14 protein-coding genes are annotated in these 12,478 nt (G+C 44.0%); 11 read left to right on the top strand and 3 right to left on the bottom strand.

The window, feature by feature from the left end; translation table 11 throughout:
• The first annotated feature begins 25 nt into the window (after nt 1-25).
• Nucleotides 26-361 (top strand): YmaF family protein, encoded by a 336-nt coding sequence (locus tag EIZ58_RS15495; protein WP_167577735.1) that lies wholly within the window; start codon nt 26-28, stop codon nt 359-361.
• Nucleotides 362-391: 30 nt separating this feature from the next.
• Here EIZ58_RS15495 and EIZ58_RS15490 read toward each other — a convergent pair whose 3' ends face one another.
• Nucleotides 392-1,264, bottom strand: coding sequence for a LysR family transcriptional regulator (locus EIZ58_RS15490; protein ID WP_134701739.1), 873 nt, complete (start codon nt 1,262-1,264; stop codon nt 392-394).
• 131 nt (nt 1,265-1,395) lie between these two features.
• On the opposite strand from EIZ58_RS15490, the gene EIZ58_RS15485 reads away from it, so the two are divergent.
• Together EIZ58_RS15485 and EIZ58_RS15480 are read left to right on the top strand one after the other, a co-directional pair.
• A complete protein-coding gene (locus EIZ58_RS15485) occupies nt 1,396-2,364 on the top strand; it encodes a cupin domain-containing protein (RefSeq protein ID WP_134701738.1) in 969 nt (322 codons plus the stop codon).
• 8 nt (nt 2,365-2,372) lie between these two features.
• Nucleotides 2,373-2,603: a DUF1450 domain-containing protein gene (locus EIZ58_RS15480; RefSeq protein WP_134701737.1), complete on the top strand. Its 231-nt coding sequence runs from the start codon at nt 2,373-2,375 to the stop codon at nt 2,601-2,603.
• Between the two features lie 61 nt (nt 2,604-2,664).
• Here EIZ58_RS15480 and EIZ58_RS15475 read toward each other — a convergent pair whose 3' ends face one another.
• The gene (locus tag EIZ58_RS15475; protein WP_134701736.1) at nt 2,665-2,892 is read right to left on the bottom strand and encodes a hypothetical protein; all 228 of its coding nucleotides are present in this window, start codon (nt 2,890-2,892) and stop codon (nt 2,665-2,667) included.
• Nucleotides 2,893-3,032: 140 nt separating this feature from the next.
• Between EIZ58_RS15475 and EIZ58_RS15470 the strand changes: the two genes are divergently transcribed.
• The gene (locus EIZ58_RS15470) at nt 3,033-4,910 is read left to right on the top strand and encodes an electron transport protein (protein WP_134701735.1); all 1,878 of its coding nucleotides are present in this window, start codon (nt 3,033-3,035) and stop codon (nt 4,908-4,910) included.
• 260 nt (nt 4,911-5,170) lie between these two features.
• Nucleotides 5,171-5,509 carry an ASCH domain-containing protein gene (locus EIZ58_RS15465; protein ID WP_134701734.1) on the top strand — a complete coding sequence of 113 codons (339 nt, stop codon included), beginning with the start codon at nt 5,171-5,173 and terminating at the stop codon, nt 5,507-5,509.
• A gap of 19 nt (nt 5,510-5,528) precedes the next feature.
• Here the strand turns inward: EIZ58_RS15465 and EIZ58_RS15460 are convergent, their stop codons facing one another.
• On the bottom strand, nt 5,529-6,146 hold the full coding sequence (locus tag EIZ58_RS15460) for a TVP38/TMEM64 family protein (protein ID WP_134701733.1): 618 nt from the start codon (nt 6,144-6,146) through the stop codon (nt 5,529-5,531).
• A gap of 200 nt (nt 6,147-6,346) precedes the next feature.
• Here EIZ58_RS15460 and EIZ58_RS34870 point away from each other — a divergent pair, with 200 nt between their 5' ends.
• The 6 genes from EIZ58_RS34870 to EIZ58_RS15435 all read left to right on the top strand — a co-directional run bounded on the left by EIZ58_RS34870 (nt 6,347) and on the right by EIZ58_RS15435 (nt 12,428).
• On the top strand, nt 6,347-6,481 hold the full coding sequence (locus tag EIZ58_RS34870; RefSeq protein WP_255438292.1) for a hypothetical protein: 135 nt from the start codon (nt 6,347-6,349) through the stop codon (nt 6,479-6,481).
• Between the two features lie 96 nt (nt 6,482-6,577).
• Complete coding sequence (locus EIZ58_RS15455; RefSeq protein WP_134701732.1) at nt 6,578-7,711, top strand: peptidylprolyl isomerase; 1,134 nt, start codon at nt 6,578-6,580, stop codon at nt 7,709-7,711.
• Between the two features lie 23 nt (nt 7,712-7,734).
• On the top strand, nt 7,735-9,192 hold the full coding sequence (locus tag EIZ58_RS15450; protein ID WP_134701731.1) for a sigma-54 interaction domain-containing protein: 1,458 nt from the start codon (nt 7,735-7,737) through the stop codon (nt 9,190-9,192).
• A gap of 225 nt (nt 9,193-9,417) precedes the next feature.
• Nucleotides 9,418-10,737 (top strand): GntP family permease, encoded by a 1,320-nt coding sequence (locus EIZ58_RS15445; protein WP_134701730.1) that lies wholly within the window; start codon nt 9,418-9,420, stop codon nt 10,735-10,737.
• Nucleotides 10,738-10,768: 31 nt separating this feature from the next.
• Nucleotides 10,769-11,545, top strand: a complete 777-nt coding sequence (locus EIZ58_RS15440) for a 3-hydroxybutyrate dehydrogenase (protein WP_134702010.1) — start codon at nt 10,769-10,771, stop codon at nt 11,543-11,545.
• Between the two features lie 136 nt (nt 11,546-11,681).
• Nucleotides 11,682-12,428, top strand: coding sequence for an SDR family NAD(P)-dependent oxidoreductase (locus tag EIZ58_RS15435; protein ID WP_134702009.1), 747 nt, complete (start codon nt 11,682-11,684; stop codon nt 12,426-12,428).
• Nucleotides 12,429-12,478: the final 50 nt, after the last annotated feature.

The raw sequence follows: 12,478 nt of genomic DNA, 5'->3' as shown, positions 1-12,478 counted from the left end.
TACGGTACCTGAAGGAGGAATCCAGTTGGAAAAGTATGTGATCACACACTCCCATTATTTTAAGGGCGTAACGTCAATAGAAGGAAAAGGAGGACATTTTCACACCTTCCATTACACAACGAATCCAGAGTCAGATGAGCCTAACCATGTTCATCATTATGTAGGATATACGTCAACCGATGAACGGCATAACCATGAGTTTACGGGTAAAACGGGTCCGGCCATTTACCTGCAGGATGGGTCTCATTATCATATTGTTTCTGGATATACGACCGTTCGCTCTTATTCTACCCACCGGCACTATTTTGAAGGTGTAACCAATGTGATTCATCCTAGGAAAAAAATAATGATGAAAATATAATTGATGCAAGAACCGGAAACCGGTTCTTTTTTATTTTTTATTCTTAAACGCCAAGGACATTCGGACAAATTCCCTGACTAAAGGAGATGGATCATTCTTGCGCCAGCAAACGCCCATGTGGGCCTCCGGCAACTGACCACCCATTTCCAGATAAACCACATGCTGCGAATGGAGATTCATAGCTGATTCAGGAACAACTGCAATTCCTAAATCAGCCGCTACTAGACCAATTACAGTTTGAAATTCGAGGGCTTCTTGTCTGATAAGAGGGTTACATAAACCGAGAACCTGATCGTATAGTCCAGCCCAGGTTTTCCTTGATAGCATAACAAACGGATAACCAGACAGATCGCCTAGAGTAGGTTGAGGAATCTCAACTAGAGGATGGTGCTTAGGCACAGCTAGGACGCATGGAACTGTAGATATGATTTCTGTCACCAAATGGGGACTCTGTACAGGCGGGCGAAGAACCCCGACATCAATCTCTTCTTCTCTTAAAGCCGTGATTTGCATAGGGGTAGATAACTCATGCAGATGCACTTGGACAGTGGGAAACTCATTGCGGAACTCACGCAAAACTGCAGGAAGAATATCATAAGTGGCTGAACCAACAAATCCCACCGTCAACGTTCCGACTTCTCCATCATGTGTGCGTTTGGCATTTACGATGGCCCGGTCGACATGATCCAAGATTTTTCGCACTTCTTCTGCGAAAGCTTTGCCAGCGTCCGTAAGCTGCACAAAGCGGTTAGTGCGATGAAAAAGAGGGAAGCCTAGTTCCTTTTCGAGGTTTTGAATTTGCAAGCTTAAGGGTGGTTGGGTAATGCGCAGCTTTTCGGCTGCTCGACTGAAGTTTAACTCATCAGCTACGGCTAAAAAATACTCCAATTGGCGAAGCTCCAACCCTACCATCTCCCTTCTGTCTACTTAGTTATACATCGTTTAAATAATAATAATATGAATTATATATTATACAAATATCTCTCTTCAATATAGGATAGAGCTAATAACACATTCAGGAGGGACTTTATTTTATGTCAAAGTTAGCTACACCGGGAGTATTGACGATTGGAACCGTTGAAGAAAATTGGACGGGTGACGCCCGATTCTATGAATATACAACTGCAGCTGATCCCGTTGGCAGTGGGATCATAAGTCCTATTCCTGCACAGGAGTTTGGCCCTGAACTCTACACCACAGGTGAAACCCGTGTAGTCACTCTAGATCTAGCTCAATATTTAGGCACGAAATATCCTGCTACAAGCCCATCGCTACTAGCGAGCTTCCTGAGAATTAATTCAGGGGATTCGCTCGAAACAAAACCGAACGCCACAAGTGAATTGTACTATGTGATATCCGGTGCCGGTGCTAGCCTCGTAAATGACCAGACTATTTCTTGGAAGCAGGGAGACTTCTTCACGTTACCCGCTGGATCGGTCAGCCGCCATACCGCTGTTCAAGATTCAACGATTTACTATATTCTTGATACCCCTTTGCTTGATTATCTTGGTGTGAAAGCAACAGAAGCTCGTTTTGCTCCGACCCTTTTTACTGCAGAACATGCTAAAGAAAAACTAGACGAAGTGGCTCATGCGCCGGATGCTCATCTGAAAAATCGCATCTCCATCTTGCTTAATAATCAAAAGTTTGATCAAACACTGACCATTACGCATACGCTTTGGGCCATGCTGGGTATTGTACCCGTGGGAGCGAATCAGGCCCCACATAGTCATAAGTCTGTGGCATTGGACTTTGTCGCATATGCAGCTCCTGGAACCTATACGCTAGTGGGAGATAAGGTAGATCCTGTAACCGCAGAAATTATTGACCCCATTCGTATTGACTGGGTTACTGGAAAGGCATTTGTAACCCCGCCGGGCCTATGGCACTCCCACCATAATGAATCTGGTGAACCCGCGTTTATCATCCCAATTCAAGATGCGGGTTTACAAACCTACTTGCGCACTCTTGACATTCAATTTACACACTATAATAAGGAGTAACCGGTTCATTGAGGGTAGCGAAGTTTTGTGAAAGAAATCTTCTGTATACTGAAGCTAAAGAGGCCTTTCTGCTTCTTGAAAGGGAGCATTCCGACAAAGTAACAGTACGTGTGGTTGATTGTTTTCGTCGATGTTTAATGTGTAGAGTGAAGCCGTTTTGTCGGATTCAATTAACAACGATCGAAGCGGAGAATGCCGATATTCTTGTGGAAAAGGTGCTAGACAGTATACGGGAATAATCAAAGGATTATAAAACAGTAAAACAAGAAGGAGGGTTGCTCTACTTGGAGCAACCCTCTCTTATTTTATCTTCAATCGGAAATCTCCAGCTTCCTCTAGCTTGAGTCCAAAATCATCTATAATGGTCAATCTTCCCTCTGCATCAATTTCTAGGGATCCCTGAAAATGCTTATGCTGGTAGATCTCCAGCTCCCATTCGTCTCCTGTCTGGCTTACATAGACTTCAGTTGTAGCACTATTGTAATGGAATTCATATGGACCTGCTTTAATGATCACTGACTGTTCCATTCTTTTTTCTCCTTTCGACAGTTTTATTAGCTTTACTCAAAAGTGAAATATTATCCATTTTTTAGGAAAGCTCATGAAGCTTGGCTGTTTGGTAAAATCTAAGCTTGTTGGAAGATGATCTTAAGGAGGGGGATCGTACAATGAACTGGAAAAAAAGAGGACTATGGTTGATTTCCATTGCATCCGGTATCCTCCTACTAGGAGCATGGGGGCTGTTCGGAGGAGAGTTTGAGTTTATTTACTCTCCCTCTCAAGCGAAAATTAAAAATCCGGAGAAAACTAATCTTGCTCAGGTTCAATCAGGAGATGACTACAGCCCTGAAACGCTGGAATTGGGCCGTAAGATGTTTTATGGCGAAACCTTTGGGAATGAAGTTTTTTTTACGGATATACTGGGGGCGTTTGATGGCCCTTTTACTTTAGCAAATATTACAAAGGCAGTTATGGCACTGGCAGGAAAAGGTACCACTAACTTGCAGGTGGAGCTGGCGGAATCCTTTACAGTCGGGGATAAAACCTTCCAAAGGGGCGAGCTCTTTGACACAGGATTGGATGTACCTAAGGGAGCATTCTTTCCCCTTGGAGTGAAGATTAAAGTGGCTGATGGTCGCTTGAAGGCAGGGATTAGCTGTGCTTTCTGTCATGCCGCCGTAGATAAAAAAACCGGGGATATACTGCAAGGGGTTTCAAATACGGATCTCAATATTGGCATGATACTGGCGATGGGGACGAATACGGCTTCCTACTTCTCTCATACCGATATAAAGAGCCTGCAAGATTATTTAACTGACCCTTCACGGGAGATTATGGACTCCAAGGGAAAGAGAGTACTACTTCCTGACCCCGAAGCCTTAGAAAAAGCGGTAGACCGGCAGATTGCAGAATGGCCAAGAGGAAGTATTGATACAACCCTAGATTATAAGAATAATCCGGTTCAAATTCCCGATACCTTCACCCTTGGCGACCATCCCTACGGCTGGAGCGGACAAGGCTTGATTGGTCCTTATCAAGGGTTAAGTGCGGCGATAAACAATGCCCATGCTCAAAATACGGATGCAACTTCTCAAATGGAGATTAGCGGTCCTGTATTAGGGATTGATAAAGAGTCTTATCTAGGTACGCTTTTGCAACATGCCGCAACTCCACGATATCGATACGATCCTAGTACCAGTGAGAAGCCGAGTGAATTCATGAAGAGAGTCGATCCGACTCGGGATGTCATTGGCTTGAATGAACTGGTACCGACTCCTTTCTACCCGAAGATTTCGTATGTATCCAGTGTAAGTTTATTCCAGGGGACCCCAGGATATCGCGCATGGGAGCAAGTAAATGCGGTGTCAGCTTGGATGAATACCAATCTTGTGCCTGAACCTGAGGTGAAGGTGACCGCAAAAACGGCAGGTAGAGAAATATTTGAGCGAGCGGGTTGCATAGCTTGTCATGCGGGAGATTACCTCACCAACAACCGAGTTGTACCTGTCGAGGAGGTCGGAACGGAACCTACTCGCGCGAAAGGATTTTTCTTATCCGAAAAATATTTTTCGGAGCCTTCTCTTTGGAGTAAAGATACACCAGTGCCAGTTCCCCCAAATGTGAAACCCGTACCTCTTAGGGTTACGGATGACCAAAGAAATCAGCTTATGCTGGCTTGGGGGCATAGCCCGACAAAAGGGGGCTATAAGGTGCCAAGCTTATTAGGTTTATACTGGTCAGCACCTTACTTGCATGATGGGGGTGTAGCGGTGGGAAGAGATCTGGAAAAACAAATCGGGGTGTCCGAAACCGTTCAAAAGGGGATAGAGCCAAATCCTTTTAATAGCTTGCGGGCCATGGTGGACCGCCGATTGCGCGAACGCGTAGTAGAAGCTAATCGTAAGGCGAAAGATATCACCCCGCATGTAACTGGAGAGGGTCATGCTTACTGGGTTGATGAAGAAAGTGGATTCACTAAAGAGGAGCAAGAAACTATGATTTATTATTTGTTTTCCATTCAAGATCCAGGGGAAAAGCCTCGATGAAAGCATTTACCTTAGAAATGCGGAAGCCTTCAATTTTCAAAAAGTTGAAGATTTGAGTCCTATTCTTAAAGAAAATACAGGCGGCTGGGCCCAAGTTGTGATAGACTGTGTAGGGAATTAAATCTTGCAACTTTAGGATCACACCAACTTAGCCTTGAAGACGCCGAGCAAGCTTATCATATGTTTGCCCGTAAGGAAGACGGATGGATTAAAATTGTTTTAAGGCTTTAATTACATAGTTGAAGAAAGGATGAAGCATGATGTCTAACACGACATTGCCACCCAAGACCTGTGAAATTGATCGAATGATCACGAGACCTGAAGACGTGGAAAAGGTGCTGGAGGGAAAGAAAACTTCTACACGACGAAATGGGAGATATGCGGACCCAGGAGAGATCCTGACGCTTCAGGGTAAGTCTTTTCGCGTAGATCGTGTATATCAAGAGACGCTTGGGGATCTAACAGACGAAAGCGCTAAGCGAGAAGGATACGCTACACTAGAAGAATATAAGAACTCCATCCTTTCGATTCACAAAGGAATGCCATGGCTTCCCCAGATGAAGGTCTGGGTTCATGAATTTAGTCCTGTGGAAGAATAGAAGATAAAAGCGACACGCTCTATGCGTGTCGCTTTTTTTTCCACCAATAGTAACAGCTTAGAGTGACTGCTAAGAATCCGCCGTAGATGGTCAAAGTAATAAAAAGGTTTCTTGAATCTGTAACGAGATTATTGCCGATTAAGGCAAATAGCAGCATGGCCGGAACCTTACCTAAGGAGGAAGCAATCGCATAGCTAAGGAAGGATACTCTACTTAATGCTGAGTAGACATTAATGATTATAGAAGGAATAAAAGGAAGCATTCGACTGAAAAGAATCATTAAAAAAGCATTGTCCTCATAAAGATCCGTTACTTTAGCTAATCCTTTGTATCGGTGCAGAATTTTTAAGCCCCAATCCTGATAACCGTAGCGAACAAACAGGAACATTAAGATGGAGGCAACAGAGGAGCCGAACCAGGTAATAATCCCTCCCATTGCGGGTCCGTATGCTGCGCCAATTAACCCACCAATGATGGGATAAGGGATAACGGGGAACAAAGCCATTCCTGTGGCTAACACCATCGTTAGTCCTGGCTGTGTTGAGGATTGAAACCAAGATAGGATAGATTCAGCATACTGATATATGAGAAATCCTATAAGCAAGTAAAAAAACGTAAGGGCTAGCTTGCGGTTCATGAACAACATACCTGGACCTTTCTAAACGCATAATAATGCCAAGACAGCTATTCGTCTCGGCTGCCTTTACGTATAAAGTAGAACATCATTCCCCCAAATACCAGTGCTGCAATAAACATAAGTATAGAAACACCAATGAGCATGACCGTTTCCTCCTTGTCTGTTAGGTCAAGTATAACTTTGAAAAAGGAGCTGAATCAATGGATAAAAAACATAATAATCTTGCCCAACCTGAAAGCGGCGACTGGATGGTAAGAAACCAAAGTGGCAAGAAATCTGCCATCCACACGAATGATCAAAAAGGGATCAAGCTAAACCCACCTAAAAATTCTTGAGTCTCCCGAGGCCAACCCCATGAGGTTGGCTTTTTCATTTGTTCTAAAGGTGATAGAATAGAACTCGTATGTGATGACGGCTGGAGGAGAGTAAACATGAAAAAGATAGCGATGATATCCATACTAGCAACTACGCTACTTTGGACGACAGTAAGCGAGGCTGCAGCCCCTGCTTTTCGGGACGTTAATGGGCACTGGGCATCCGTATCGATCCAGTGGGCTGTTGAAGCAGGCGTAATAAAAGGATATGAGGATGGAACCTTTAAGCCCAATGCTTTTGTTACGGAAGCAGAGTTTATAACCATGTTATTCCGGGCCCTTCCGGCCCAAACCAACGTGGAGAAAAAGATGGATAAGCACTGGGCAGATCCCTTTTACCAACAAGCTGCGGCCTTTCTTTATCCGGTACGAGGACAGGAAAGCCATGTTATCCGAAATCAGCCGATAAGAAGGAATCAAGTAGCCGAGTTGATTGCGGCAGCTAATGGGGATCCGTTCGAGGGAGACCCCGCTATCCGCTATATTATATCCAAAAAACTTGCTTCCGGCAAAATCAAGCATGACAACCCTCTTGAAGCTTTTAAGGGAAATGACTTACTAACAAGAGCCGAAGCGGTTCAATTTCTTCTCAATGCAATACAAAATGGGTTACAAGAAGCAAAATCCTCCGCTGTTCGTGGAGAAACCTCTACGAAGAAGTGGTCGAAGCCACCGGAAATGATCATTAATCCACAAAAGAATTATCAGGCTACTGTTGTAACGAACATGGGGCAGTTTACGATAGAACTATTTGCAGATCAAGCACCAAAAACGGTAAATAATTTTATTTTCTTGTCACAAGAGGGATATTATAAAAATATACTTTTTCATCGAGTGATCAAAGATTTTATGATCCAAACTGGAGACCCCACGGGAACGGGGACAGGCGGTCCGGGATATCAATTTGAGGATGAATTAAACTCCAAGACCAAATATGAAAAAGGAATTGTTGCAATGGCTAATGCAGGTCCAAACACCAATGGGAGCCAATTCTTTATTTGTAATGGACCAGATAGCGAGTTTTTAAATAATGCTCCGCATTATACGATCTTTGGCAGGATAATAGACGGGATGAGTACGATTGATGCCTTATCCAATGTGAGTGTTAAAAGGAACCATATGGGAGAGCCGAGCACTCCAGTTGAAGAAGTTTTTATTCATAACATTTTCATTCAGGAAAAACTAGATTGATATTCTACTAGAAGGTGGACATCATGATTATTAATCGAGACGGATGGGTGCATAAGTTACTGCGGAGCTTGACTCAGCAGATCCGGCGCACGGATAAGGAGCTTGCTCTTTTTCGCACAGCACTGGAGCATGCATATGAAGGAATCATTATTGTAGATAAAGACGGCTTTATTCAAACTGTAAACGACACTTATGCATCCTTTGTAGGTCAAGAGGTGGACCAGATTATTGGCAAGCATGTTACCGAAGTGGTTGAAAATACACGAATGCATATTGTTGCAAAAACAGGACAAGCAGAAATTGCCGATGTCCAATCCATAAACGGTCACCAGATGATTGCCCATCGTATACCTGTTGTTGTAGATGGAGAGGTCATTGCGGTAGTTGGGAAAATCATGTTCCAGGATATCGACGAACTATTCGCGATGAACTCCAAATTCTCAAAGCTATACAAGGAAATAGACAACTATAAAGGGGAAGTTCACCGACGTGTAGGAGCTAAGTATTCTTTTGACCAGATTATTGGCGTGAGTCCTATACTCGAAAGGGTGAAAACGCTGGGCAAAAGAGTAGCTAAAAGCGACACGACCGTTCTACTCAAGGGGGAGAGTGGTACTGGTAAAGAGTTGTTTGCCCATGCCATTCATCGAGAGAGCATGCGTTCAAACGGTCCGTTTATCCGTGTAAACTGTGCTGCAATTCCCGAGACGTTGTTTGAATCTGAGCTTTTTGGGTATAAGGAAGGCTCTTTTACCGGAGCGAAACGTTCAGGAAAAAAAGGAAAGTTTGCTTTAGCTTTTAACGGGACTATTTTTCTTGACGAGATTAGTGAAATGCCTCTAAGTATGCAGGTAAAGCTACTTCGTGTGCTGCAGGAAAAAGAGATAGAGCCTGTCGGCGCTGATTCCCCGGAACCTATTGACGTTCGTATTATTGCGGCATCGAATAAAGATCTAGAGGAACTCGTTGAAAAAGGCCAATTCCGAGAAGATTTATACTATCGTTTAAATGTTCTGATGCTTGAGATTCCTCCTTTGCGAGAAAGAGCGGAGGACATTCCTCTTCTTATTAATCATTTACTGAGTCAATTAAGGAGTGAAACCGGGATTCAAGTCGAAGGGTTGGAGGATTCCGCTCTACATCACTTGGTCAATTACCCGTTTCCTGGCAACATTCGTGAACTTAGGAATATTCTTGAGCGTTCTCTATATGTAAAAGAAGGCAATGAAATTACTTTAGAGGACTTACCTCCTACTCTTCTGGGCTCATCTAGGAAAGGGAAAAGAGAGATCCACAATACTTCTTTTTCTCGAAGCTTACAAGACGTACTGGAGGACGCGGAAAGGGAAGCCATTCTTGAGGCGCTCGGAAAGGAACGAGGAAACAAGCTCGCAGCTGCAAAACGGCTGGGAATCAGTAAGTCGAGTTTTTACGCCAAAATTGAAAAATATCAGATTGAAGAAGAAAAAGGACATCGGTAATCGTTGTCCTTTTTTCCGTCAATCAGGAATACAATCCGAGATGTAGGAAAGTTTTTTTCTAGGACTAAAGGTGTGTAAAAGTAAATTTACTGTGCTCTGATTCGACAAAACCTTGATATAAGGGAGGTTTCATGGATTAGACACTTAATCTGAGATCTTTTGGCACACTTCTTGCTTTAAGATAAAAGCATGAAAGCGGTTAAAAAATAAAAGGGAGGATTTACTATGTTAAGTATGATTGGTTTAGTAGGAGGACTCGCCCTCCTAGTCTGGTTGACCATGAGAGGGATGAACCTTCTTGTTGCGGCTCCGTTATGTGCCCTTTTCCTGGCGGTATTAAGCGGAATTCCTTTATTCCCGCAGCTGGTTGCTGAAGGTGAGGCAAACTTTGTAGGCAACTATATGTCTGGATTTTCGGGCTTTGTATCTTCTTGGTTCTTGATGTTCTTGCTAGGTTCAATATTTGGAAAGGTAATGGAAGACACTGGGGCTGCTGATAGCGTATCCAAGTGGGTAGTCGAGCGCTTAGGCATGAAGCAAGCGGTTCTCGCAGTTGTAGCTGCTTGTGCTATTTTGACTTATGGTGGAGTAAGCTTGTTTGTGGTTGCGTTTTCCGTTTATCCTTTGGCCCTTAGCTTATTTAAGCAGGCGGATCTGCCTCGCCGTTTTATTCCTGCAGCATTGGCCTTTGGTTCCGTTACGTTTACCATGACTTCTGCAGGATCGCCAGAAATTCAAAACTGGATTCCCATCAAGTATCTTGAGACAACACCTTATGCGGGTTGGGAAGTAAGTATAATTGTAGCGTTATTTATGGTTGTGTTTGGATTCTGGTGGTTAAAGCGCATGATCAATAAAGCGGTTGCAAACGGAGAGCGTTTCCAAGCCCGTAAAGGCGACCCTGAAGTGGTACACAGAGATTTGCCAAATCCTGTAATGGGTTTAATTCCTTTGCTTGTTGTATTAGTGATCTCATTTGTCTATCATGATAGCTTGAAACAGTCTGCTTTAATTATTGCTTTATTAGGTGGTATCATTGCGACATGGGCTTTAAATCGTAAATATCTAGAAAATGTTTGGGAATCGGCTTCCAACGGAACTTTTGGTGCTTTGATTGCCATTGCCAATACAGCGGCTGTAGTAGGGTTTGGCGGTGTGGCCAAAGTTTCCCCTGCTTTTACTTCTGCAGTAGAGGCGTTTACTAGTATTCCAGGAAGCCCATTAATCGGTGCAGCTATCGCAGTTAGTGTCATCGCTGGTTTGACAGGATCGGCTTCCGGTGGACAAACCATTGCTCTTCCGCTGCTAGCGCCAGGCTATTTGGATGCTGGAGTCAACCCTGAAGCTCTTCACCGTGTGGTCGCTATCTCTTCCGGTGCCCTAGATTCCTTGCCGCACAATGGGTATGTAGTAACGACGATTCGCGGAATTTGTGGTGAATCGCATAAAGACGCGTACGCTGCTGTAGGGGCGGTAACGGTTATTGTGCCTGTCATTGGGGTTATTATAGCGATCGCTTTGTTCTCTTTGGGATTAGGATTATAAGATTAGGAGAGGAGTGTTATAAATGGGGAAAATGGTAGAGGGAAAAGTCGTCTTTATTACAGGGGCTGCAAGTGGTATAGGCCTTGAAATCGCTACATCTTTTGCCCAAGAAGGGGCTAAAGTCGTAATCAGCGACCTGAATGAAAAAAATGCTATAGAAAGTGCAAGCAGGCTCAGAGAACTAGGACTTGAAGCTTTAGCGGTGGGTTGCAATGTAACAGATGAAGATCAGATACAAGCAGCAATCCAGCAAACAATGGCTAAATACGGGCGATTAGACGTTCTCATCAACAATGCTGGACTGCAGTATGTGTCGCCGCTTGAGGATTTTCCAACTGAAAAGTTTGAACTGTTAGTGAAAGTTATGTTAACGGCGCCTTTTATTGCGATTAAGCATGCTTTCCCGGTCATGAAAAATCAAGGTTTTGGCCGTGTGATTAACATGGCTTCCATTAATGGCTTGGTTGGCTTCGCTGGAAAAGCAGCCTATAACAGTGCTAAGCATGGTGTTATCGGACTGACTAAGGTAGCTGCACTAGAAGGGGCAGGAAATGGGATTACAGTCAATGCCATTTGCCCCGGTTATGTGGACACCCCTCTTGTGCGAAACCAGCTGGCTGACTTAGCTGCAACCAGAAACGTACCGCTAGAGAAAGTGCTAGCAGAAGTCATTTATCCGCTTGTTCCACAGAAGCGTCTTCTTCAAGTTCAAGAAATCGCGGATTATGCCTTATTCCTTGCAAGTGATAAAGCGGGAGGCATCACAGGTCAAGCTGCCGTCATCGATGGTGGATATACAGCGCAATAGATATGAAAGAGAGGCTATCCTTCAGGATAGCCTCTCTTTCATATCATTTCTGATCCTCACCCAGAAATAGTGTTTTCATCTTGGGGACATTCGGGTAGACTCTAGAAAGAAAGCCCAAAAAGGAGGCGAAAAGATGATGTTATTTCAAGGAAAAGTGGTTATCGTCACAGGAGCAGGAAAGGGGATTGGAAAGGCGATAGCTATGTCCTATGCGGAGCAAGGGGCAAAAGTTGTTATCGCCGATAAAATGGAACATGACGTAGAGGAAACGGTTCAGCTACTTTTACAGAGTGATAGGGAATGTTTAGGGGTTACCGTTGATATAAGAGATCCTGAAGCAATAAAGTCTCTTGTCAAGGAAACAGTCCAGAAATTTGGAACGATCGATATCCTCATCAACAATGCAGGTATCTCTTTCTGGAAATCACCTTACGACATTACGCTTGAAGAATGGGATGATGTTATTCATACCAATTTGCGAGGAAGCTTTCTCTGTTCGAGAGAAGCAGCTAAAGTCATGAGACAGCGAGGGGGAGGGTCGATCATCCATATTTCGTCTACTCGTGCATTAATGTCAGAGCCTCACTCCGAAGCGTATGCAGCATCTAAAGGAGGAATCCTGTCCTTAACTCATGCGTTAGCCGTTTCTTTAGGTCCAGATCGGATTACTGTCAATGCGATCAGTCCGGGGTGGATTGAAACTGGAGAGTATGAAAGACTCAGAGAGCTGGACCATGCCCAACATCCGGCAGGTAGGGTAGGTCATCCTGAGGATATTGCTCGCGCGTGTCTCTATCTAACCAATCCGGAAAACGATTTTATTACAGGTGTAAACCTGGTCGTCGATGGAGGCATGACCCGAAAGATGATCTACGAAGAATAAGTTCAGTTCCCCGCCGATATATTGTTAGTAGATCAATTGAGGGCGGGGAA

Origin of the sequence: Ammoniphilus sp. YIM 78166 (assembly GCF_004522215.1) — a bacterium.
GTDB lineage: Bacteria > Bacillota > Bacilli > Aneurinibacillales > RAOX-1 > YIM-78166.
The sequence above is the reverse complement of the archived record's forward strand: the minus strand, read 5'-3'. Positions and strand labels throughout refer to the sequence as shown.

Coding starts and splice junctions, on each gene's coding strand:
- EIZ58_RS34870 (WP_255438292.1), top strand. CDS start 6,347: ATGGATAAAAAACATAATAATCTTGCCCAACCTGAAAGCGGCGACTGG.
- EIZ58_RS15440 (WP_134702010.1), top strand. CDS start 10,769: ATGGTAGAGGGAAAAGTCGTCTTTATTACAGGGGCTGCAAGTGGTATA.
- EIZ58_RS15475 (WP_134701736.1), bottom strand. CDS start 2,892: ATGGAACAGTCAGTGATCATTAAAGCAGGTCCATATGAATTCCATTAC.
- EIZ58_RS15460 (WP_134701733.1), bottom strand. CDS start 6,146: ATGAACCGCAAGCTAGCCCTTACGTTTTTTTACTTGCTTATAGGATTT.
- EIZ58_RS15435 (WP_134702009.1), top strand. CDS start 11,682: ATGTTATTTCAAGGAAAAGTGGTTATCGTCACAGGAGCAGGAAAGGGG.
- EIZ58_RS15485 (WP_134701738.1), top strand. CDS start 1,396: ATGTCAAAGTTAGCTACACCGGGAGTATTGACGATTGGAACCGTTGAA.
- EIZ58_RS15445 (WP_134701730.1), top strand. CDS start 9,418: ATGTTAAGTATGATTGGTTTAGTAGGAGGACTCGCCCTCCTAGTCTGG.
- EIZ58_RS15450 (WP_134701731.1), top strand. CDS start 7,735: ATGATTATTAATCGAGACGGATGGGTGCATAAGTTACTGCGGAGCTTG.
- EIZ58_RS15470 (WP_134701735.1), top strand. CDS start 3,033: ATGAACTGGAAAAAAAGAGGACTATGGTTGATTTCCATTGCATCCGGT.
- EIZ58_RS15455 (WP_134701732.1), top strand. CDS start 6,578: ATGAAAAAGATAGCGATGATATCCATACTAGCAACTACGCTACTTTGG.
- EIZ58_RS15465 (WP_134701734.1), top strand. CDS start 5,171: ATGTCTAACACGACATTGCCACCCAAGACCTGTGAAATTGATCGAATG.